Source organism: uncultured Cyclobacterium sp. (assembly GCF_963977555.1).
GTDB lineage: Bacteria > Bacteroidota > Bacteroidia > Cytophagales > Cyclobacteriaceae > Cyclobacterium.
Window position 1 is genome coordinate 96677 of the sequence record NZ_CAXBPD010000014.1, and the last position, 23098, is coordinate 119774.

Sequence of the window (23098 nt, forward strand, 5' to 3'; positions counted from 1 at the left end):
CCTAAAAAGAGATAAGAATGCTATTTTATGAATAGCACTTTTGCGTTAAATGATATTTACTTCTCGATGTTTTTAATGTCTTCGAGCTGTTGTTTCAAAGCATTAACTTTTTCGGGAAACCCTGAAAATAAGTTTTCACTTTCCAAAGGATCCTTACCCAATTGATACAACTGACCTGTTGGACCATTGTTTTCGGGGGTTAAATTAGCTGGAAAGGTAAAACCTCCGGATCCCAATCCGTCAATGTATTTCCAGTCAACTGAAGTAATGGCATACATTCCACCTGAAGATTGATGTATCATGTTATCTCTGGTTTGAAAAGACATGTCGCCTGCCAAGACTGGATTAAATGCCTTACTGTCTATGGCTTCGCCTACAGGTATTTCCACTCCAACCATCGTGGCCATTGTAGCATAGATGTCCGTTAGACTTACCAAGCCCTCATAGGTATTGCTTTTTTTAATTCCATCAGGCCAAGACACTATAAGTGGAACCCGATGACCACCATTCCATACATCACCTTTCTGTCCTCTACTTCCTTTATTGGAATCATGTCCATGCAGAAGGATTTCTTCAGCTGGCCAGTAAGCCCCATTGTCACTACTAAATATGATTAGGGTATTGTCAAGCAAGCCTTCCGCCTCCAATTTAGTTTTGATTCTTGCGACTGCCTGATCTATGTCCATGACAAAATCACCATATAATCCGGCCCCTGATTTCCCTTTATTCTCTTCAGAAGGCAACCAAGGTGTATGTGGTCCTGTAAGTGGCATGTACAAAAAGAATGGCTTATCAGTCGATTGCTGGCCAATAAATTGCTCACCTTGATTTACGATTGTCTCTAAACATTCTTCAACGCTAAATGAAGCTGACATCTCTCCCAAGCGCCACCAAACACCCTTCTCCCAATAAACGGCTTTGTCGTCACTGTGTTTTTTGTCCCAAGAGAATTTTGTGTCTTCTTTCCTTATGGGGTAAACATCTGTAGTCAACACCACCTCTTGATCGATTACTTTTCCATTTTCTAAAAAGAAATAAGGAGGAATGTCCAGGGATGCAGGATGAATAAAAGAATAGTCAAAACCAAAATCGTTGGGTCCTGATTGTACAGGCAATGTATAATCAACATTTGAATAACCTGTATTTGAGTTTAATTGAGCTTCTTTATGGTCCTTTGTGCCCCAATCCAAACCCAAATGCCATTTGCCTGTAATAGCGGTAGTATACCCTGCCTTTTTTAAAATCCCAGCAATGGTGAGGCGGTCTTTTTCAATCACTGAAGGAGTAAATCCACCTATTCCTCTGGAAGCTTTAGGCGTTCTAAAGGCATATCGACCTGTAAGTAGGCCATACCTTGAGGGAGTACAAACAGAAGCACTTGCATGCGCATTTTGGAAAGAAATTCCCCTTTTCAACAAGTCATCAAGAGCTGGAGTGTTTATTTTGGACAACGGGTTTAGTGCACTGATATCACCATACCCCATATCATCGGCAAAGATGATCACTATATTCGGTCGTTCAGTTTTTGGCGAAGCCTTGAATGAAAAACCTACCAAAACACAAATCCCAAGCAACAAAGCCAATCCGATAAGGTTATTGGTTTTGCAAAAAGGAAACTTTTTAAAGTGAGTAAATAATTTCAGCATATTGGGTTTATGGCTTTTAATCTTGTGATTCTAAATCAGGATAATCTGCCCTTAGGTACATTTTCATAACATTTGGGCAACCGGATTTTATTTAGGTATAAACCAATTGGTTCGGGTAGCTCACAGCAAAGCCTGCGACGTACCCGTACCAGTAATTTGATTTAATAACGCTTATATTACGATCTCCCTTAGGGGATAATTAGCCTACATTTTATAATACGCTTCCCAGCCTTTTCTCGGTGGTACACCAGCTAGTAATTCATTGGCCAACGCATGATTGGTAATTTGTTTGGTCTCTCTATCAAACATTAATTTTGCACCTAATCTCTGGGACAAAACACCTAAAGAAAACACCTGACTCAATGGACCTGCAATTTCAAAGGAAGACCTGGCCTTTTCTTCTCCTTTACATGCTTTTAGGAAATTGGCAAAGTGGTTGGAGGGACTTTCAGGTACTATTGGTAATTGATCGGCCATATCTTTGGCTTTTTCTTCAGGGATGATGGAAAGTGTACTGCCATGAGATCCACCTTTAAAGGTTAGGTCTCCACCGTATATGATTTTACCTGGGTTAAGTTTAGCCGGTTGCAATTGTCCATTACTTGGAGGTGGGATGTTTGGATCAAGTTCAGAAACGCCATAACCAGCAGGAACAGGGGGAATATTGTTTTGTCCATCATACCAGGTAATGGTCATTGGCGGCATATTCCCTCTTTTCGGAAATTTGAAAGCCAATGTTGATTCCATAGGGAAAAAGAAGGTATTGTGATCGTCAAGTCTTAATGGTTCTATTTCTTCCGGTAATCCCAACTCAAGAAATTCATGTGCGGTATCCATAATATGTGCACCCCAATCTCCCAGTGCGCCCATACCGAAATCATACCAACATCTCCATTGACCATTGACTAGGTCTTCATTATAATCATGGTGATGCGAGGTACCTAGCCAGGTATCCCAATCCATAGTGGATGGCATTGGTTGCTTTGCAGGAAAGGAATTGATCTTTGGATCCCATCCATGCCATCTTCTACGCCCATTCATGTGAGCTGTCATGGCCGTCACATCTTTTATTATACCAGCTTCTTTCCAGGCTTTAAATTGAAAATAATTGGCTTCTGAGTGACCTTGATTTCCCATCTGAGTGACCACTTTGTGCTTTTTTGCACCGTCCATCATCAACTGCACTTCATTAAACGTTCTCGCCATAGGCTTTTCAACATATACATGTATCCCCATGGACATGGCAAGCATGGTGATAGGAAAATGAGAAAAATCTGGAGTACCTACAGAGACAGCTTCTATATCTTTGCCCATTTTATCGAACATCTCCCTGAAATCCTTATATCTTGGCACATCAGGAAACATCTCCATAACCTCAAGGGTATGTTCTGCTCCCATGTCCACATCACAAAGTGCTACGACATTGGCCAGGCCTGTAGCATGTAAAGATTTGACAACCTCACCACCTCGGTGGCCAATACCACAACAGGCCAAATTCACTTTTTCACTAGGTGCAATATGTCCGGTTTGATTCCCGAGAACAAATGAAGGTATTAAAGAAATACCTGCAGCACCCATGGCACTCGATTTTAAAAATCGTCTTCTTTGGTTATTCATTAGTAATGTTAATTATTTGGTCTATTTATAAATATCTGAAAATTAAAGCACAGTTGGAAAATTGAATGCGCTATCCAAAGATATTTTGATTTGAAGTTAATGTAAAAGTCTATAATTTCATTCCATTTCAAAAATTACTTTAAGCAAAAAACTTGAAAAGGCTGGAAAATGCACTTAAATTTCGGGATGAAAGTTAAGAATCACCTATTTCCTATTTTTGTAATTGTGTTTTTTACAGGGGCATGTAATACTTTTCAAAGCAATACTGCCCAGTTTGATTTGGTGTTTTTAGATACACTTGAAATCCCTTTTGCAGGAGACATTCATGCCGGGGCTTATGCTAACCAGACGGGATTGATTTACAATTATAGATCTGGGGAATATTTAAAATTTGATAGTCTAGGAAATGTTCTGGCTAAAAACACGGTTCCATCAGAAGGTGAAAATAGCTTGTTTTATGTAAATGGGCTCAAAATAACGGACAATGGAAACATCCTGGCGAAATCAATCAGAGGAGAAATTGGCTTGCTCGATGAGCAATTAAACCTCCTAAAAAAGACAAATATGCCCTTCCAAAGTGGCTCTCTTGATCTTAAAAGAAATCAAAATGCCATAGAAATTTATAAAGATGAATTGCTTCTCTTTCACCCGGGAAGAGACAATAAAAACCCTTATAATTTAGGGTATTACAGAGACAATTATTTATTGGAGAAATTAAACCCAAATACGGGTAAGGCTGTACCCTTTCTTAAATTATCGCCAGAAAGCAAGTACCAAGAAAACCTTCATTTTATACCCCCTACTGCCCTTATAAGTGTTTTGGGAAATTCGCTGTATTTTGTTTTCAATAAAGAACCTCTAATCAGCAAATACAACCTGGAAAATAATGGAGCATGGCAAAACAGTGTTTCTCTGGACTCCGAAGGATTCGTAGAAATAAAAGGACAAGAAATCCCTATTGGCAATGATGGGTCTGTTTTAGCAGAAGGTGAAATTACCAATCTTTTTGCATTAAAGAATGGATTTGCTGTAGTCTATCTAGACGGGATATTGAATGGTTCGCCCCAGAGAAGCAAGCTACTCGGCAAACAATTAAAAGTATACAATTATGAGACTGGGTGGTCAAACCCTATAGAATTACCACTGAACATTCTCTTTTTACTTAACTTCGCAGATGAGGGTCAATCATTTTACGCTTTAATAAACCCCAGTACATTGCCTAAAGGTATCCAAAAAGCGAAAGTACTAAAATTGAAACTTCAACCGAAACAATAACTAATTCACTTACAACACTAGCCCAATGAAGACATGTCTCCTAAGAAAATATCAAGTACTTATAATCCTATGTACGCTATTGGCATCATGCACCGCTTCAAACAAAAGCGAAAACATCAATATAGCGGATGGGTGGCGCAGCCTCTTTAATGGAGAGGACATGAACAACTGGCGCATTAAAATAGCCAAACATGAACTCGATGAAAATTATGCCAATACTTTTCGGGTAGAGGACGGTTTATTAAAAGTAAGGTACGATGGCTACGAAGATTTTGATCGACAATATGGGCATATCTTCTATGACGAATCCTTTTCTTATTACTTGTACCGTGTACAGTATAGGTTTGTAGGAGAACAGGCTCCAGGCGGTGAAGGTTGGGCATGGAGAAATTCAGGAGTAATGCTCCACGGACAAAACCCGGAAACAATGACCAGAGACCAGGACTTTCCTATTTCTATAGAAGGTCAACTTTTGGGGGGCGATGGAGAAAAACCAAGAACGACAAGCAATCTCTGCACGCCCGGTACAAATGTCGTAATGGACGGAGAACTTTTCACCCCTCACTGTGTCAGTTCTAATTCAAAAACTTATCATGGCGATCAGTGGGTAACTGCTGATTTCTTGGTTTTGGGTGACTCCATCATCCATCATATCATTGAAGGAGACACGGTCCTTACTTATTTGCAGCCTCAAATGGGAGGGGGTAATGTGAGCAATCATAACCCAGATGTCAAAAAAGATGGTCAATTGATTTCAACAGGCTATGTTTCCCTTCAAAGTGAAAGTCATCCTATCGATTTTAAAAGCGTAGAAATTTTTGATTTGAGTCCTTACAAAGACGATACAGAAAAGTTGAAAGAAGTGCTAAATCTATTAAAAAATCAAAAATAAAAGACAATTCGACTTAAATAGAAGTAAGAAATACTGAAATTAAAAAAACAGCCACAGAATACCATCTGTGGCTGTTTTTATTTGCGAAGCACCATCCCTTTTGAAAGGGAAGTATCACAAGGTGTTTTATGGGAAAATACCCAAATCCATATAAGATATCGCTATCCTTTCAAGTGCTACAATAAACCCAGCTGTTCTTAAATCTTTTATACCTTTTTCTTTGCGAACACCATTCATATGATGGTAAGCTGTAACCATCGTTTCTTCCAGACCAGAATTAACAAGATCTCGTTCGCTGGCACCCTTTATAATAATCCTTTTTTGTTCCTCGCTAAAGGAATCCCCTGTAGCTTTCTCTATACCTAGTAAAAGCTCTTCGTACTTTTTCATGTCGTACCGCTTCTCTAATTTCCCAAAAGAAACCCTGGATAAATTTTTCAGCCATTCAAAATAAGATACTGTTACCCCTCCTGCATTCAAATACATGTCTGGAATAACCATTATTCCTTTCTCTAAAAGAATGGCATTGGCTTCTTGCGTAACAGGCCCGTTCGCGGCTTCTCCAATAATCTTTGCTCGAATATCGTGAGCGTTTACTGAGGTTATTTGATTTTCTAGCGCAGCAGGAATTAGTATGTCACATGGCTTGGTTAACAAAGCATTACCATCCTCCACAAAATCGCCCTTATAATAACCATTAAAGCTTTTATTTTCCGTTTGGTAGGCTTTGACTTTCTCTATGTCTATGCCATTTTCATCCCAAATCCCACCATTGTATTCAGCGATACCAATAATCTTAGCGCCCGCCTCAGATAAATATTTTGCCGAAAAATACCCTACGTTACCAAGCCCCTGCAAAATGATTTTTTTACCTTTCAACCCTACTTTTAATCCTAAGGAGCTCATGTCTTCTTTAACACTTACTGCTTCCCGAATGCCTATAAAAACCCCCATTCCTGTGGCTTCTGTCCGGCCTTCTATCCCATGCTGGGAAAGGGGCTTGCCCGTAACACATCCTTTGGCATTTATTACATCAGGGTTGAAAGCCTCAAAAGTATCTACAATCCAAGCCATCTCTCTGCTACTTGTACCATAATCAGGTGCAGGTACATCTATCGCTGGTCCTATAAATTTCTTTTTGATCAACTCAGAAGTATACCTTCTTGTAATTTTCTCAAGTTGTTCAACTGTATATTTTTTGGGATCAATCCTTACCCCACCTTTAGCGCCCCCATAGGGTATATTTACCAAGGCACATTTATAGGTCATCAAGGCTGCTAAGCCTTTTACTTCCTCCTCATTTACAAAGCTGCTGTACCTTATTCCTCCCTTTACCGGTAATTTATGATGAGAATGCTGCACCCTATATCCATGCAATACTTTGTAAGTTCCATCCCCATTCTTAAGAGGAAAACTAAATTTATAGATACTATTGCATAGCTTTATTTGTTCCAATAGTCCTGGATGCATATCCATATGACTGGCTGCATCATCAACAACTTTACATACGTCATCAAACAGACTGTACTCCACCTTTGCATTCATAAAACTTCATTTAATTTTTAAACTGAATTTCATATAATTAACTGCAAGGTCTATGCCTAAATGGCGAAACCTCTTGCTAAGCTTAAACCTTTAAAACATTCCTTTGTGCAGCATTGAATTTCCAAGGCATATACAGAGTGATTTCTATTTCGCAGTTACAAATTCCATTGGTAAACGAACATTTTTACCCTCTATTCCTTGAAGTGCATCCCCCATGTCACTTCTAGCATTGTCAGCCATTGCACTCATTTTTTCAGATACTTCGGGATATTCTTCAATCACATTCTTGGATTCGGAGGGGTCATTTTCAAGGTCATAAAGTTCCATTTCTTTCAAATCCAACATCACATATTTACCAGGTATACCATTCGAGGGTTTAACAAAATTTTCTGGTAGTGTGCGATACCTATGAGGGAAGTACAATTTCCACTTACCTGAAATAACAGCCTGAAGTTCATTTTTGTTATAATAAATATAATAAGCCTCTTGCGGTGATTCCGCTTCTTTTTCCATTTGTATCAATGGCCAAATATTTTTTCCATCGATCAATTTTTGAGGAAGAGGTGCGTTAGTAATATGGGCTATAGTAGGCAATAAATCAATTGTCATGGCCATCTTGTCCTGGATTTTCCCTTTTGGAATATTCCCTTTCCACTGCATAATCGCTGGCACTCTAATACCCCCCTCCCAGGAAGTCCCTTTGCCTTCTTTATAAATGCCAGTGCTTCCACTATGTGTACCGTAGGAAAGCCATGGCCCATTGTCAGAAGTAAATATCACCAGGGTATTTTCTTCCAAACCATTTTTTCTTAAGGCTTGCATCACCTGACCTACCGACCAATCTATCTCCATAATCACATCCCCATATAAGCCAGCTTTAGATTTTCCTTTGAACTTATCAGAAACAAATAGTGGTACATGGGGCATACTATGAGCCAGATAAAGAAAAAATGGTTTTTCGTTATTTCTGTCTATAAAATCCACAGCCTTCTCTGTATACCAAGTGGTCAATAGGCTTTGATCCCTTAGGGTATCTATTATTGATTCATTTTGATACAATGGAAGCGGTGGATAACCCTCTGGTCTTTCAGGATGATAAGGCCACATATCATTGGAATATGGAAGCCCAAAGAATTCGTCAAACCCTTGCTTGGTTGGAAGAAATGGCTCAAGGTGTCCTAAATGCCATTTACCCACAATGCCTGTGGCATAGCCTTTTGGTTTTAGAACCTCGGCTATTGTGGTCTCATCGGGAGATAATCCATGTTTACTTTTATCCGAAAGCGCTCCAAAAATCCCAAGTCGATTCGAATAGCACCCTGTTAGAAGTGAAGCCCGTGACGCAGAACATACTGCATTGGATACATGAAAGTTTGTGAACTGCACACCGTCTGCAGCCATTTGGTCAAGATTGGGGGTGGATATATTTTTCGCACCAAAAATCCCAACATCTCCATATCCCTGATCATCTGTAAAAATGATTACAATATTGGGTGGCATTGGATTATTAGCCAATTCTTTATTCTCCGAATTGGTTGTACAGCTTGCTATCGAAGCTATGATTGAAAGAATGAATAAATATTGAACGCTATTGTAGCGGATAGGAAATTTAGGAATCATCTGTGTCATATTTATTAATGACAGAAGATACCGAACCTTAGCCATTTAACAAAGCTATAAAATAATATTTCCTACGCTACCCAAAGAATTTAAAGGTAAATAGTTATTAAAAATTAGAAAGGTTGGGTTCTTTTAAGGTTTCCGGATTGGAGCTGTTCCAACCAAGTCAAAAGTTAGCGCGAAGAATATTTTGTGAAATTCAAGCTATGCCTGATTTTTCGAATGATCTATAACCTGAAATAATAGCCCCTCTTTTAGGTGCTGATCTGCCGCAGCGGACAAAATCAGCCATTTAGATACTGTTTTAATTATAGCGGTGCTATGCTAAAATATTCAAACAGCTTGATTTTTTTTGCGATTGTAACTCTTCCCGTAAATATGGAACAGGCTTTACGAATCCTATTGCCTAATCTGGGATTAACTTTAATGGTGAATTTTTCAGTTTAGTTGACTGGAAGGGTAGCTGTTTCTAACCAAAATTTCTGTAAGGCAGAAATGGCCTCCATAAAATCATTAACTTCAACAGGCTTCGTAATGTAACAATTTGCAAAATTCTTGTAAGACATATCAATGTCTCTTTTGGAACTTGAGGTGGAAAGGATGATCACAGGGATTTGTTTGTAAGAATCATGTCTTTTCAATTCAATCAAGACTTCATGCCCACTTTTCTTAGGAAGATTAACGTCCAAAATGATTAAATCAGGAGTAGCTTTTTCCTCAAACCCATTTATCTTAAAAATAAAGTCTAGTGCTTCTTGACCGTCACGGGCAATGCTGACCATACTTTCATTCTTACTTTCATTTAAGGCTTCGGTTGTTAAAAATATATCACCTTCATTATCTTCTACCAATAAAATATGTGCTGATTTCATGGTTTTTTTATTCTAAATTATTAATACCCTCATTAAAAATGCAGCGAATATTTAAATTAATTGGTCTGGGTATAAAAACAAAATTCCGCTTATTCATTTCAAATAATTCAAAATCAGACACTTATTAAATTTATACATCAATAAGGTTAAACTAAAGATACACCCATAAATTTATAAATAAGTTTAATGGTGGAATAATCTTTCGCTTAATATAACCAAGAAAATCAACCCTACTTAATTCAATTAAACCTCAAGTGTCATTAAATTGAAAGTTTACTTGTTATCCTTAGGACACACGAAACTATCGTATTTTTTTATATTTAGCAGTATTTTTTGAAAAAAATTAATGAATCATCAAAAATATTATGCTTTTTTTACTTAAGCATTAGTTATTAGGTAATTATTTCAATCAATTTTCATTACCCATTTTAAGTTTGTTTAAATGTTCCAGTAGATTTCAAATCGAAAAATGGTAAAAAACACATGCCCCCTAGTTGCTTTAAAGCAAATTTAAAACATAAAAAAATCGTTTTTCCTTATTGTTCTTTAAATAGCCCACAGCAAAAGTCTGTCTACAAAGCAGCCTTTTGCTGTGCGCTATCTATTAATTCTCCCATAGATCAGATTGACGGAAAGGACTTCCAGGCACCTCTGTAAAGAATGTCCCATCAATATACCTATGATGACTATTGATAGCTGCGATGGATTTCATGTCATCCTGCTGAAGTTCGACATCTTTGGCTTCAAGGTTCGCTTTTATTCTTTCCTTATTAGATGATTTAGGGATAACTGCTATATCTCTGTGAAGAGACCATGCGATCAACACTTGAGCCACTGAAACCCCGTGCTTTAGCGCAATGTCCTTAAAAACCTTGTGTTCCATCAAGATGGGATCATCCTCTTTTTGTCTGGCTTTAGGCCTATCAGCCGACCCCAATGGGGAATATGCTGTTATATTAATGCTATTTTCCTTGCAAAAACGCACCAACCCATCTTGAGGTAAATAGGGATGCAATTCAATTTGGTTCATCTCTGGAGCAACTACACAAGATTTAAGTATCTCTTTCAGTTTTGAAATATTGAAATTGGAAACACCAATATGCTTGACAAGTCCTTTTTCCTTAAGGGCTTCCATGCCTTTCCATGTATCAGAAAGTGGAACGGATTGATAATCGAGAAAATCATCTCCAGTTTTTGGAAACATAACCTCTTCTTTTAAAGAAATAGGCCAATGTATCAAGTAAAGATCTAGATAGTCGAGCTGAAGGTCCGCAAGTGTTTTCTGAAGACCACCCTCCACCTTGTCCATTTCGTGGGCATTGTTCCACAATTTAGAAGTCACCCAAACCTCTTCCCTACTTACGATGCCTTCTTCAAAAGCTTTTTTTAAAGCATCACCTACTTCTTTTTCATTTTGATAGATGGCTGCACAATCTATGTGTCTGTAACCTGCCTCTAGTGCCCAAAGTACTGCCTGATAAACTTCGCCTGGACTGGATTTCCATGTTCCCAATCCCAGAATAGGCATTTTATCTTGATTTTTAAAAGTTAAGTATTTCATGATTTAAATCTTTGTTGTTGTTAAAACTTATAGAAACTCTTCCCAAATATCCGAAAATTCATAAGGGCTTACTTCTCCAACCCAGGCACCACCATGGGTATAACGATAAGGACCTCCCAGATTATCTATAATAGACATGTCTTCGTCATCAAGCTTCAATTCGCTTGCCCCGAAATTCTCTTCAATTCTTTGAAAATTGACGGATTTAGGCACTACAGCCACTCCCTTATTAATTGCCCATGCGAGTACTACCTGCGCTACTGAGGCGGTTTTTTCTTTGCCATAACCGACAATTCCTTATTTTCTAGCAAAATAGGATGATCGACTTCATTGTCCGCAACCCTATAGGCGGCACCTAAAGGGCCATATCCTGTAATAAGAATGTCGTTTTTATCACAATAATCCTTTAGCTCAACTTGTGGTAGGTAAGGATGAAACTCTATTTGGTTGACAGTTGGCATTTGTGATGCACTTGACTTAAGGCTTTCAATTTTGGCGGAATTAAAATTAGAAACGCCAATTTGACGTGAGAGTCCATTTTTTTGAAGCTTCTCCATTTCAGCCCAAGTGGCACCTAAAGGAGCTTCTTCTTTGGTCAAAAAGTCTGTTGGTTCAGAAGGTAATCCAACCCCTTTTTTTAATGCTATTGGCCAATGAACCAAATACAAATCAAGGTAATCCAGTTGTAAATCACTCAGGCTCTTCTTAATGGCAGGAAGTACATCATTTGGCAAATGGGAATCATTCCATAATTTAGAAGTAATCCATAATTCCTCCCGCTTCACTAAACCTTGGGAGATGGCATCACTTATCGCACTGCCTATTTCATTTTCATTTTTGTAGACATAAGCACAATCAATGTGCCTGTAACCCACCTTTATGGCTTGAAGCACCGCTTCATAAACTTCATTTGGTTTTGACTTCCAGGTTCCCAAGCCAAGTGATGGCATGCTATCCCCGTTTTTAAATATTAAATTTTTCATTATCGTTGGTTATGTAGTTAAAGTCAGAAGCTATTTAAAGGCCTGCTTTTTAAAAATCACTTAGAAGAAAATAGAGAATTAATATAATTTGTGCAATCCCAGTATGTAAACTATTTAATGGAAGCTAAAATCGAAATTCTAATAAATTAAACAAAAATCAGATGATCAAGTTTCAACTAAGGGTGTAAAATTTCAATTTTTTTAAACCAATAATTCCTTAATAACCCTACCTGAAACATCAGTAAGTCGAAATTTTCTTCCCAAATGTCTATAAATCAATTGTTCATGATCCAACCCCAGTTGATGCAATACGGTGGCCTGAAAATCATGCACATGTACGGGATTTTCCGTAATATTATATCCCAGCTCATCCGTAGCACCATAAACCATTCCAGGTTTTATCCCCCCTCCTGCCATCCATATGCTAAAACATCTTGGATGATGGTCTCGACCATAGTTATCTTCAGTCAATTTTCCTTGGGAATAATTCGTCCTTCCAAATTCCCCACCCCAAATGACTAAGGTCTCATCCAATAGCCCTCTTTGTTTCAGGTCTTTTATCAAGGCGGCCGAAGCTTGATCCACATCTTTAGCTTGGTCAGCCATTTGATTAGGAAGGTTACCATGATGATCCCATCCCTGATGGTACAACTGCACAAATCTGACACCAGATTCTGAAAGTTTCCGTGCTAGAAGACAATTCGCCGCAAAAGTACCTGGCTTCCTGCTATCCTCACCGTACATCTCAAAAACGCTGTCTGACTCTTTAGACAAATCAGTAGCTTCAGGTACTGCCGTTTGCATCCTGTAGGCAAGTTCATACTGTGCCACCTTAGCTTGGATCTCAGGATCACCCACTTTTTCGAAAGCATGTTGGTTCAAGGCTGCTAAATTGTCCAACATTTTCCTTCTTCCAGCTTTACTCATACCCTCCTGATCGTTCAAGTAGAGTACAGGATCTTCGCCATTGCTAAACTGAACCCCCTGATGTGCTGAGGGTAAAAACCCATTGTTCCAAAGTTTTGCATAGACCCCTTGGCCATTTCCTTTTCCTTTGGAAAGCAACACCGTAAAGGCTGGTAAATTATTATTTTCACTTCCAAGGCCGTAACTCAACCAAGAACCCATGCTAGGTCGATTGCCTTGTTGTGCTCCGGTTTGAAAAAAGGTAAGTGCTGGATCGTGATTTATTGCCTCCGTATGCATGGATTTGACTATGCATATATCATCGACAATTTTTGCTGTATGAGGAAAAAGAGAACTAACCCAAGCCCTTGCTTCACCATATTGCTGGAAATCACAGAAGGACCCCACCATAGGAAAGCTAGTTTGACTGGCTGTCATGCCCGTGAGCCTTTGCCCTTGTCGGATGGATTCTGGTAATTCCTGCCCCCATAAATCCCGTAATTTTGGTTTGAAATCAAAAGATTCCAATTGGGAGGGGGCTCCATTTTGAAACAAATAGATCACTCTTTTTGCCTTGGGGGCAAAATGAGGCAATCCTAGGTCTTTACCAGCTGTCCCGTCCTTGTTTACTCCATTGAATAAATCAGGAATTAAAAGTGACCCTAAAGCCGCACTCCCTAATCCTAAGCTTAATTTGGAAAGGAAATGTCTTCTATTGAGATTTAATCGATGCTTTATGAATTCGTTTTCCATGGTTTAAGCTTTTGTAATAGTGGCTTCCAAATTATAAATTAGTGCAATGACCTGCATCAATGCAGCATGTGATGCCACAGGTATTTCATCAGTCAGTGGAAACTTCCCTACGTCCAATATTTTTATTGCTTTTGACTTGTCTTTATTATACTCATTTAGAAAAGCTTCAAAATGACTCATCAAAATTGTCTGCTCATTTTTATCAGGTTTTCTACCAATAACACTGTAAAAAGCATAATCCACTCCAGCTTCCACCTTGTCATTTTTCTTTAATAATCTACCTGCAAATACCCGAGAGGCTTCTAAGACCACTGGGTCATTCATCATAACCAAGGCTTGTAAGGGAGTGCTGGTTTTTAACCTTTCTACCTCGCAGGCATCCCTATTACTTGCATCAAACAGCATCATATTGGGTGGAGGAACTGTTCTTTTAATAAAGGTATACAGCCCTCTTCTATACAGGTATTTCCCTGTATCCAATTGGAATATGGAAAGATTGCCTCTGCCAGATGTGGCAGCCTCCCATAACCCTTCTGGTTGGTAAGTCTTTACAGATGGCCCACCTACCTCATTATTTAACAAGCCACTAGTCGCCAACACCAAATCTCTTATTTCTTCTGCTTTAAGCCTTCGCCTGGGAAAACGTGCCAAAAACCTATTGTCAGGATCTTTTTCAAAACTTTTTGTATTCACATTAGAAGATTGCTGATAAGTAGCTGACAACATTATCTTTTTTAATAGGTACTGAATGTCCCAGCCATTCTCTATAAAGTCTACTGCCAGCCAGTCAAGTAAAGGCTGATTGGTTGGTAAATTGCCCTGCAGCCCGAAATCTCCTGGAGTATCTACTAAACCTGTACCAAAAATTTCCTGCCAAATCCTATTTACATACACCCTTGCGGTCAATGGATTATTAACATCAAATAACCATTTTGATAATCCCAGCCTATTTTTAGGTAGATTCTCCGGAAATGGGAAAATAGAAGCAGGAACACCTGGCGCTACTTTCTCCCCATGCGCATCATACTCCCCCCTTTCAAGAATATAAGTAGATCGAGTGCTATCCAAATCCCCCATCACGGCCACCTTCAAGACGGTAGATTCTTGAAGAAGAGAATTATAATTGGCGCCTTTTTGCATCCCTGTCATCATCCTGTTCATTCTGCTGGCACTATCCGGCATATTTATAAATTGTAGCACTTCTTTAGCTGATGTCTCGCTAATTTCCATCAGCGGGTATTTTGCAGGACTTTTTTTGGAAAAGCCTGGTTTAGATTCTTCAATTCCCCATTCTGCTACATTATTAAAAAAAGCATAGGTTTGAAAATATTCCTTTTGAGAAAATGGATCGTACTTATGGTCATGGCATTGGGCACACTCCAAAGTAACACCCAATAGGGCTTTTCCTAGGGTGTTGGTTCTGTCAATGGCATACATTACCCGATACTCTTCATCTATCGCGCCGGACTCTTCTGTAATTTTATGATTACGGTTAAATCCTGTAGCCAGTATCTGCTCCATAGTTGCCTCAGGCATGAGATCTCCAGCAAGTTGCCAGGTGATGAACTGGTCGTAAGGCATGTTTTCATTGAAGGCATGAATCACCCAGTCTCTCCAAGGCCACTGGGTCCGGTAATAATCGTCTTGGTAACCATGACTGTCGGCATACCTAGCAACATCCATCCAAGTCACGGCCATTTTCTCCCCATAGGCTTTTGACTTAAATAACCTATCCACTATTTCTGCAACTTCAAATGAACTTTTGTCCATTTGGTCCAAATCCTTAGGATTGGGTGGTAAACCTGTTAAGTCCAAGTAAAGCCGCCTACCTAAAGTCAAATTATCCTCTTTTGGAGAAGGAGTTAAACCAGCTTCCTCCATCTTTTCCAATACAAAATAATCAAGTTCATTATTTACCCATTCCTCATTTTTAACTTTCGGGATTTGAGGTTTCTTCGGGGGTACGAATGCCCAGTGTGGTTCATAGATAGCGCCTTGATTGATCCACTTTTTTATAAGCTTGATTTGGTGATCACTAAGCTGCAAATTGGAAGAAGGAGGTGGCATTTTCTCTTCCGCATCGTGAGAAAGTATTCGGAGAAAGGCCACGGAGGCATTCGGATCTCCAGGAACGATGGCATGTTTGCCAGGACTTTCTGTCAAAGCGGCATAAGCATCTTCCTCTTTATCCAATCTAAGGCCAGCTTCTCTTTTATTGGCATCCGGGCCGTGACATGTAAAACAATTTTCAGAAAGAATAGGCCGGACATGAAGGTTGTAACTGATGTCATTGGGGAAATTGACTGTTTCATTTCTTTGGTTTTCTTCACAGCCTAAAGCCAATACCACGAAAATTAACCATCCCCAAATCGGTATCATCCAATAAAAACTTACTGCCTTTTCACTATTCATATCGTTAAAATAGTTATTTACACGGTAAAAGCAAAGCCATTGTTTTTATAGCCATTGATTTACAATTTATACGGATTTTTCATAAAATAAAAGTAAACTCAACCAGGTCAATTGCATGGTTTTAAGGGCTATAAGTTCTAAGAAGAAAACATTGCATAAAAGCTTAAAAAAATAAATAAGGGTAAGCACACAATATTGATTTTTTGGCATACTTTTTATAATAGTATCCATGTCTAAAGAGACATTAAAAAAGAAATAAAAAAATGAGAACAAGCATCGTTGTTATGATGATCGTCGCATCCAGCCTAGTGGCATCTTGCGGCAAAAAACCAGTAGAATCACAAATTGATACCCCTGTAGAACAAGAAGAGGTAGAGATCGAAATGGAGAATGATGAAATACTTATGGAAACTGAAGATTCAGTGGAAATAGTGGAGGAAGTAGTGATTTCTGAGCAATAAATCGCATTAAAGCTGTCACCTTCGGTGGCAGCTTTTTTTAATTAAGCCTATTACTTTTTGAAAATACTTTTTCAGCTTTCTATTTGCCTTTGCAGTCCACACTTTACCACATATTTCTCCACATTTACCCAAAAAAATCCCCAGCATAGTTTTTGGTTTTTTAAAGGTAATTTTTAATAAAACAGTATTAAGGTAAATCGAAGTAATTACCATTATTTTTTACACAAGCACATTACTTACTTAACCTACTTATATACAAATGGTTAAGAACTTTAATATGATTAAGAAATAAAAGGATAACAATCATGTAATCATTAAAAAAATAAGTAAATTTACTGCCTAAATGAGAAAACTAAAAGAAATAAAAATGTCATTGACTTTGCTGCTTTCCGGAGCAGTACTTATATGGTCATTTTTGCTGCCGTTTTCCCCAACACAAGGGTTTAACACTTCCGATGAAAGGGAAGCCTCCGTCAAATCACTTGGTTATGTAGATTTCTTTGCACTTCCTTCTGTATATGAAGAAGGGAACGCATTCAAAAACTTTTTAATTGAAGGTTTATTCGCAGGAATAAAGAATCAGGAATTTTCTTGGAATCCTACCCCATGTTTTAGTGTAAAAAGCTTTATCCCACACAATTGGGTGCTTTATCATTACTTAAAACAAATCCTCTTTCCCTTCCACTTCTTTTGGTAATAACTTTTGATTTTTCTTTGCTCTTTATTGATACACAGAAAGGCAAACACCTACTTATTGCTTAATTCAATTTAAGGGTACCTCTATTAAAACTAAACTTTAGGAGAAATTAAAATTAGCGAAAGGAATTTTGTTTTTAACCCAGACATTCAATCAAGTCATCTTAATTTGACCAAGTGATTGCCGAGGATTTAAATCACGAAACAGCCTATTGAGGAATTTGTCCATCAATTCATATTCCCAAAAAGCTAATATATCGGTCTACTGATTAAGCTTCTTCTTAATATTTCTCTTAAAATTAGGCATAACCTGAAATTAAGAATAGGTAATCCTATCGAAACTAAATTTATTCTTTGGGTAAAATTATAAAATTCCATTGAATAATCTGGGTTTTGCCATGCACCCCAATATTTTTCTTACAACACTTAAAACAAAAAATAAAATGATTGTAGATATCGAACCAGTTAGCTTGGGAATATCCCTAGCTGCAATCCTGGCATTTATTGCACCTATATATATTAGCAAGAAAAAACAAACCAATATTCAGAAATTCCACCATAGAAAATTCACTGAGGAGGCAGCGAAAAATGGCCTCTTGATAGGAGAAAAGGATTTTTGGAGAGGTGGTTATGGTATTGGGATTGATTTTGAAAAGCACAAACTGCTATTTATGGATCCTATTTCCCAGGCAGGTTTTCTATTGGTTTCTACGGATAACATTTCCCATCTGGATTTGCTAAAACAAAGTCGGCATGTAGGGAAGGGGTCAAACAAATCAGAAATAATTGATAAATTATCACTGATCATAAACCATTTCTCAGAACCAACGGAGAAGTCAATTTTGTGCTTTTTTGATGGGGACAAACATTCTGATTTATCTGGTGAGTGGCCATTGATTCAAAAATGGAATGCCATCTTACTAAAAGAGGTCTCAACATCAAAGCTGAGAGAATAAATATTCAGTAACAGACAATCCCGTTTAAGGTTTAACTTTGAACGGGATTTCTTTTTATAATAATCTTTTATCTGGCAAATTTTATATAAGCATGCTTTTGTACGAAAAGTTGTGTATATATGCTTCTTAAATTTGATGATAAATGAAGTTTTTAAGTTCTCAAATAAGTTACCTGCTTCAAAACAAACCCCACAGGCGTAACCTCAAATTATTATTTAGGTTTCTATTCGTTTTATTTGTCTTGATTGTAATTTTCACCATTACTTTTCACCTAATCATGTTGAGTGAAGGCAGGTATTTTTCATGGGTTACAGGGTTGTACTGGACTTTCACGGTAATGACCACCTTGGGTTTTGGGGACATCACTTTTGAAACAGATTGGGGCCGTGTTTACACCATGATTGTCTTACTTTCTGGCATGTTGTTTTTGCTGGTTTTGTTTCCCTTTACCTTCATTAATTTTTTTTATTCTCCTTGGATGAAAGCTCAGGAACAATCTCGGGTGCCAAAAATATTAGATCCATCGATTAGTGGACATGTTATTTTTACTCATTACGATGAGGTATCAATCGCCTTGATAAAAAAACTTAAAACATTCAAGACCTCCTACGTACTTCTTGTTCAGGATTTCACAGAAGGATTGAGGTTAAGCGAGATGGAAATAGTAGTAATGTTGGGAGATCTTGACGATCCCGTTACCTACATAAATGCAGGCATTGACAAAGCCAACCTTGTGGCCTCCACCTCCTCAGATGTAGTCAATACCAATGTGGCTTTTACGATAAGAGAGGTCAACGAAAATATCCCAATCATAGCTACCTGCAATTTCGAGGCTTCTGAGGATATTCTCGGTCTGGCAGGTTGTAATAATGTTTTAAGTCTGGGAAAAATGATGGGCACCTCCCTTTCAAGAAGGGCGAGTGTTGGCAAAGCCAACGCTTTGATCATTGGGAAATTTGAAGAATTAAGTATCGCGGAAGCTACCGTTACAGGGTCTGTTTTAGTCGGCAAGAGCTTGCGCGAAACGAAGCTCCGCGAGACCGTAGGTGTAAGTGTATTGGGTTTTTGGATCAGAGGTGCATTTCATACCGCTCAACCTGATGAAATAATTACTACAAACGCAGTATTGGTTTTGGCTGGAACTTCTGAACAAATTAAAGCCTACAATGCACTTTTTAGTATTCAAAAAGAGACTACTTACCCGCTGCTCATTATCGGAGGAGGGCGTGTAGGAAGAGCCACTGGTGAAGCCCTGGAAGCGAGAAATTTGGAATATAAAATAGTTGAAAAACAAAAGGAAAGAATCAAATCCAATGGCAAATACATATATGGAGATGCGGCAAACCTAGAGGTACTGGTAGAGGCTGGAATTAATGACGCACCATGTGTCATCATCACTACGCACGATGATGACATCAATGCCTATCTTAGTATTTATTGCAGAAAATTAAGGCCTGACATTCAAATAATTACCAGGTCTACCCGTGAAAGAAATCTGGACACCATGCATAGAGCTGGAGCGGACTTTGTCATGTCCTATGCTTCGATGGGTGCCAATGCAATTTATAACTTATTGAAAAAAAGTGACGTTTTAATGGTTGCCGAAGGACTTGATTTGATTAAAATACAGGTCCCTGATCAACTGATAGGTAAATCAATTGCCTCCTCATGTGTTCGTCAGGTTACAGGATGTACGATCATTGCATTACAACAAAAAGGAAAGTTGATCTTAAATCCTGAGCCCAATTCTGTTTTAAATAAAGACGACGAAATTATACTCATAGGTACCTCCGAAGCTGAAAATATATTCTTTAAAAAGTTTGGATAATTTTATCCTAAAGTCATTACAAACACCTTTTTATATTTATTAAAAGCCACAAGGAAAGAAAGAAAGCCTTGATAAATCGAATCAACTCAAGCAACTTAATTCCCATACAACAGTTAAATAATCAAAGCCAACAGTAAAATAGGCTACCTTAAGAAGTCTACCAACTACCATTTTAATAGTATTATTACCCTAAACTTTGGTACCGTGTCATTAGAAAAGATGCTTAAAACGTTTTAATAACGGTAAAAAAAGGCTATATTCATTAGTATCCATTTACAAAAAATCATCGGTTAAACCATTAAAATTGAATTTATTATGCGTATTATTGTAAATAAAAACATTGCCAAGTAAAATGTTGCTATTAAATCTACATATAAATCACCTTAAATAATTCTTTTAAGATTGATACCCGAGTATGACCAACATTAAAAACTCTTTAGCACTCGCTTTCCTTCCGGGATATTTGTATTCAAGCAAATATGAAGACCAGATTCAGAAAAACAAGGAAGATCATAATCCTCCTGTAACCAAAAACCCTACAGAAGTAAGTGATCAAGAGTTAATAAAAAAATACCTCAAGGGGCTGCAGCTAGAAAGCTACGACTATATAAAGGAAATTATCCATCCTGAATTTAAATGCATCAATACGAATACAGATTCTATTCACAACAGTATCGAGGAGATTACCCACTGGAAATCTGAACACAACCTCATGAATCATCTGTCATTTAGTGAGCCTAAGTTGACCAGTGTCCGTGTAAATCGTGGCATTTTAAAAGGAGATTGGACTTTGGTATGGACAGTATTCTCTGCTTTGGATAGCAAAACATTAAAATCAATTTCTTACGAGTACCATATGGCTATCAAAACCGAGGCAAATAAGATTTTAGAAATTCAAACCTGGCACCAACTTGAAGAGGATTAAAAGCCCACACGTAAATTGAGATAAAGTCTCCGTATTTTTATAGGTCCTAATGGGCCATTTAAGATTTTTTCCGTATATTTTTACATCAAACTCGAAATACGCATTGGGATTCATTTTCCGTACTCAAGTCTCAAGTAAATTTATCCATTTGAACAACCCAGCTTAGTTTTACTAGGCTTAAAGGACAAGTTGAAATGGTTGGCTTACTTTGATATTTCTGTGCATCTTTGAAAATCTCTACCGAATTCAAGTTTATTTTCACGCTTTTAACAATCCAAAATTATCAATATGGACAATTATGTATTGGGTATAGACTATGGAACAGATTCTGTCAGGTCCATTTTGGTCAATGCCTCTGATGGTGTCACCCTTGCCTCCGAAGTATTTAACTATCCTCGCTGGAAAGCAGGGGAATATTGCAATCCGTCAAAAAACCAATACAGGCAACATCCAAAAGATCACCTGGAGGGCCTAATGCATACGGTAAAAGCCGTAATTCAAAAATCAGGCTTGGAAAAATCTCAAATAAAAGGACTTTGCATAGACACGACTGGCTCCTCACCCCTGCCTGTTAATAAAGATGGTCATGCATTGGCACTTTCCGAAAAATTTTCAGAAAACCCCAATGCACAAATGATCTTATGGAAAGACCACACAGCCATCGCAGAGGCGGATGAAATTAATCACCTGGCCAGAACTTGGGGAGGTGAAGATTTTACTAAGTATGAAGGTGGTATTTACTCCTCCGAATGGTTTTGGGCAAAGATTCTCCACATTATTAGAGAGGACCCTGAAGTGGCAGAAGCCGCTTATTCCTGGATGGAACATTGTGATTATTTAACCTTCACCCTTATCGGTGGGAAAGACCCTATCGCCTTCAAAAGAAGTAGGTGTGCTGCAGGTCATAAAGCCCTCTGGCATGAAAGCTGGGGAGGTCTTCCTGATGCTGAATTCTTGGAAAAATTAGATCCAAGGTTGGTAAAATTAAAAGAGCAACTTTACAAAGAAACCTATACATCTGATCAAGCAGCCGGATTATTGTCCAAAGAATGGGCGATAAAGCTTGATTTAGAAGAAGGAATCCCTGTGGCCGTTGGCACTTTTGATGCACATGCAGGAGCCATAGGTGGTGAAGTAGAAGAAGGAACCCTCGTAAAGGTAATGGGCACCTCTACCTGCGACATCATGGTTAGTTCTTATGAATCGTTGGAAGAAAAAACGGTAAAAGGTATTTGTGGTCAGGTGGATGGCTCGGTAATTCCTGGTAAAATAGGACTTGAGGCTGGGCAGTCAGCATTTGGTGATGTTTTGGCCTGGTTTGTTAAGTTATTGCTCAAACCTGTTAGGAATACGATTAACGATTCTTCACTCGAAGAAGGTTTAAAAGAGCAAACAATAGACCTGTTGGAGCAGAATTTAATTTTGACGCTTTCTAATGATGCGGAAAAAATATCACCAGAAACCACACAAGTATTGGCCTTGGATTGGATCAACGGAAGAAGGACTCCAGATGCCAATCAAAACCTCAAAGGGGCTATAAAAGGGCTAGACATGGGTTCAGATGCAGCGCATGTTTTTAAAGCCTTGGTAGAAAGTATTTGTTATGGGTCTAAAAAAATAATTGAGAGATTTAGGCAAGAAGGGGTAACCATCGAGCAAGTGATAGGACTGGGAGGAGTAGCTAAAAAGTCAACTTTGGTCATGCAAACACTAGCAGACGTGCTTGATATGCCTATCAAAGTAGCTAAATCAGAACAGGCTCCAGCACTGGGAGCTGCCATTTACGCTGCTACGGCCGCTGGTATATACCCCACAGTCACGGATGCAATAGCGGCAATGGGGAATGGATTTGACAAAGTATACTTCCCTAATCCTGAAAATGCTAAAATCTATAAAACCAAATATGAAGAGTACCTTACTTTTGGTAATTTCATAGAAAATCAGCGCTAAAAGATCACTCGATTTTATACAGTATATATTTAAAAAGACTTAAAATGGCAGCCAATTCTGGTTGCCATTTTTTAGTTTAAGTCGCTTTAAAGAGGAACAACATTTTATACTACTAGGTTTAATTCCAAATTGAATCTTAGAAGGCCCCCTTTTATAGTCCATTAGTATTCAGTACCCTAAGTTTATTCAAAAATCAGTCA

18 protein-coding genes are annotated in these 23098 nt (G+C 38.2%); 8 read left to right on the forward strand and 10 right to left on the reverse strand.

The window, feature by feature from the left end:
- Nucleotides 1-56: 56 nt before the first annotated feature.
- Nucleotides 57-1646: an arylsulfatase gene (locus AAC073_RS17010; RefSeq protein WP_339924999.1), complete on the reverse strand. Its 1590-nt coding sequence runs from the start codon at nucleotides 1644-1646 to the stop codon at nucleotides 57-59.
- 204 nt (nucleotides 1647-1850) lie between these two features.
- Complete coding sequence (locus tag AAC073_RS17015; RefSeq protein ID WP_339925000.1) at nucleotides 1851-3263, reverse strand: Gfo/Idh/MocA family oxidoreductase; 1413 nt, start codon at nucleotides 3261-3263, stop codon at nucleotides 1851-1853.
- 186 nt (nucleotides 3264-3449) lie between these two features.
- On the opposite strand from AAC073_RS17015, the gene AAC073_RS17020 reads away from it, so the two are divergent.
- Together AAC073_RS17020 and AAC073_RS17025 are read left to right on the forward strand one after the other, a co-directional pair.
- A complete protein-coding gene (locus tag AAC073_RS17020; protein WP_339925001.1) occupies nucleotides 3450-4538 on the forward strand; it encodes a hypothetical protein in 1089 nt (362 codons plus the stop codon).
- Nucleotides 4539-4563: 25 nt separating this feature from the next.
- On the forward strand, nucleotides 4564-5430 hold the full coding sequence (locus tag AAC073_RS17025) for a DUF1080 domain-containing protein (RefSeq protein ID WP_339925002.1): 867 nt from the start codon (nucleotides 4564-4566) through the stop codon (nucleotides 5428-5430).
- A gap of 126 nt (nucleotides 5431-5556) precedes the next feature.
- On the opposite strand, the gene AAC073_RS17030 is transcribed toward AAC073_RS17025, so the two are convergent.
- From AAC073_RS17030 to AAC073_RS17065, 8 genes are all read right to left on the reverse strand, one after another.
- On the reverse strand, nucleotides 5557-6975 hold the full coding sequence (locus AAC073_RS17030; protein WP_339925003.1) for a Glu/Leu/Phe/Val dehydrogenase: 1419 nt from the start codon (nucleotides 6973-6975) through the stop codon (nucleotides 5557-5559).
- A 144-nt stretch (nucleotides 6976-7119) separates the two neighbouring features.
- Nucleotides 7120-8595: a sulfatase gene (locus AAC073_RS17035; RefSeq protein WP_339925004.1), complete on the reverse strand. Its 1476-nt coding sequence runs from the start codon at nucleotides 8593-8595 to the stop codon at nucleotides 7120-7122.
- 443 nt (nucleotides 8596-9038) lie between these two features.
- Nucleotides 9039-9467 (reverse strand): response regulator, encoded by a 429-nt coding sequence (locus AAC073_RS17040; protein WP_339925005.1) that lies wholly within the window; start codon nucleotides 9465-9467, stop codon nucleotides 9039-9041.
- A gap of 604 nt (nucleotides 9468-10071) precedes the next feature.
- Nucleotides 10072-11028 (reverse strand): aldo/keto reductase, encoded by a 957-nt coding sequence (locus AAC073_RS17045; protein WP_339925006.1) that lies wholly within the window; start codon nucleotides 11026-11028, stop codon nucleotides 10072-10074.
- Nucleotides 11029-11055: 27 nt separating this feature from the next.
- Complete coding sequence (locus tag AAC073_RS17050) at nucleotides 11056-11250, reverse strand: hypothetical protein (RefSeq protein WP_339925007.1); 195 nt, start codon at nucleotides 11248-11250, stop codon at nucleotides 11056-11058.
- A 35-nt stretch (nucleotides 11251-11285) separates the two neighbouring features.
- The gene (locus AAC073_RS17055; protein ID WP_339925008.1) at nucleotides 11286-12011 is read right to left on the reverse strand and encodes an aldo/keto reductase; all 726 of its coding nucleotides are present in this window, start codon (nucleotides 12009-12011) and stop codon (nucleotides 11286-11288) included.
- 201 nt (nucleotides 12012-12212) lie between these two features.
- The gene (locus AAC073_RS17060) at nucleotides 12213-13670 is read right to left on the reverse strand and encodes a DUF1501 domain-containing protein (protein ID WP_339925009.1); all 1458 of its coding nucleotides are present in this window, start codon (nucleotides 13668-13670) and stop codon (nucleotides 12213-12215) included.
- Between the two features lie 3 nt (nucleotides 13671-13673).
- Nucleotides 13674-16082 (reverse strand): PSD1 and planctomycete cytochrome C domain-containing protein, encoded by a 2409-nt coding sequence (locus AAC073_RS17065; protein WP_339925010.1) that lies wholly within the window; start codon nucleotides 16080-16082, stop codon nucleotides 13674-13676.
- A gap of 263 nt (nucleotides 16083-16345) precedes the next feature.
- Between AAC073_RS17065 and AAC073_RS17070 the strand changes: the two genes are divergently transcribed.
- The 6 genes from AAC073_RS17070 (at nucleotide 16346) to AAC073_RS17095 (ending at nucleotide 22898) form a co-directional block, all read left to right on the forward strand.
- Complete coding sequence (locus AAC073_RS17070) at nucleotides 16346-16543, forward strand: hypothetical protein (RefSeq protein ID WP_339925011.1); 198 nt, start codon at nucleotides 16346-16348, stop codon at nucleotides 16541-16543.
- Nucleotides 16544-16886: 343 nt separating this feature from the next.
- Entirely contained in the window at nucleotides 16887-17240 is a 354-nt protein-coding gene (locus tag AAC073_RS17075; protein WP_339925012.1) for a hypothetical protein, read from the forward strand.
- A gap of 442 nt (nucleotides 17241-17682) precedes the next feature.
- Nucleotides 17683-18195 carry a hypothetical protein gene (locus tag AAC073_RS17080; protein WP_339925013.1) on the forward strand — a complete coding sequence of 171 codons (513 nt, stop codon included), beginning with the start codon at nucleotides 17683-17685 and terminating at the stop codon, nucleotides 18193-18195.
- A 142-nt stretch (nucleotides 18196-18337) separates the two neighbouring features.
- Nucleotides 18338-20023, forward strand: coding sequence for an NAD-binding protein (locus tag AAC073_RS17085; protein ID WP_339925014.1), 1686 nt, complete (start codon nucleotides 18338-18340; stop codon nucleotides 20021-20023).
- A gap of 415 nt (nucleotides 20024-20438) precedes the next feature.
- Complete coding sequence (locus AAC073_RS17090; protein WP_339925015.1) at nucleotides 20439-20948, forward strand: hypothetical protein; 510 nt, start codon at nucleotides 20439-20441, stop codon at nucleotides 20946-20948.
- Nucleotides 20949-21236: 288 nt separating this feature from the next.
- Nucleotides 21237-22898, forward strand: a complete 1662-nt coding sequence (locus AAC073_RS17095; protein WP_339925016.1) for a ribulokinase — start codon at nucleotides 21237-21239, stop codon at nucleotides 22896-22898.
- The last annotated feature ends 200 nt before the right edge of the window (nucleotides 22899-23098 follow it).

Bases quoted from the DNA above. Each gene is read 5' to 3' on its own strand.
- AAC073_RS17085 (WP_339925014.1), top strand. From the start codon at position 18,338: ATGAAGTTTTTAAGTTCTCAAATAAGTTACCTGCTTCAAAACAAACCC.
- AAC073_RS17095 (WP_339925016.1), top strand. From the start codon at position 21,237: ATGGACAATTATGTATTGGGTATAGACTATGGAACAGATTCTGTCAGG.
- AAC073_RS17025 (WP_339925002.1), top strand. From the start codon at position 4,564: ATGAAGACATGTCTCCTAAGAAAATATCAAGTACTTATAATCCTATGT.
- AAC073_RS17075 (WP_339925012.1), top strand. From the start codon at position 16,887: ATGAGAAAACTAAAAGAAATAAAAATGTCATTGACTTTGCTGCTTTCC.
- AAC073_RS17030 (WP_339925003.1), bottom strand. From the start codon at position 6,975: ATGAATGCAAAGGTGGAGTACAGTCTGTTTGATGACGTATGTAAAGTT.
- AAC073_RS17065 (WP_339925010.1), bottom strand. From the start codon at position 16,082: ATGAATAGTGAAAAGGCAGTAAGTTTTTATTGGATGATACCGATTTGG.
- AAC073_RS17090 (WP_339925015.1), top strand. From the start codon at position 20,439: ATGACCAACATTAAAAACTCTTTAGCACTCGCTTTCCTTCCGGGATAT.
- AAC073_RS17060 (WP_339925009.1), bottom strand. From the start codon at position 13,670: ATGGAAAACGAATTCATAAAGCATCGATTAAATCTCAATAGAAGACAT.
- AAC073_RS17080 (WP_339925013.1), top strand. From the start codon at position 17,683: ATGATTGTAGATATCGAACCAGTTAGCTTGGGAATATCCCTAGCTGCA.
- AAC073_RS17035 (WP_339925004.1), bottom strand. From the start codon at position 8,595: ATGATTCCTAAATTTCCTATCCGCTACAATAGCGTTCAATATTTATTC.
- AAC073_RS17040 (WP_339925005.1), bottom strand. From the start codon at position 9,467: ATGAAATCAGCACATATTTTATTGGTAGAAGATAATGAAGGTGATATA.
- AAC073_RS17015 (WP_339925000.1), bottom strand. From the start codon at position 3,263: ATGAATAACCAAAGAAGACGATTTTTAAAATCGAGTGCCATGGGTGCT.
- AAC073_RS17070 (WP_339925011.1), top strand. From the start codon at position 16,346: ATGAGAACAAGCATCGTTGTTATGATGATCGTCGCATCCAGCCTAGTG.
- AAC073_RS17020 (WP_339925001.1), top strand. From the start codon at position 3,450: ATGAAAGTTAAGAATCACCTATTTCCTATTTTTGTAATTGTGTTTTTT.
- AAC073_RS17055 (WP_339925008.1), bottom strand. From the start codon at position 12,011: ATGAAAAATTTAATATTTAAAAACGGGGATAGCATGCCATCACTTGGC.
- AAC073_RS17010 (WP_339924999.1), bottom strand. From the start codon at position 1,646: ATGCTGAAATTATTTACTCACTTTAAAAAGTTTCCTTTTTGCAAAACC.
- AAC073_RS17045 (WP_339925006.1), bottom strand. From the start codon at position 11,028: ATGAAATACTTAACTTTTAAAAATCAAGATAAAATGCCTATTCTGGGA.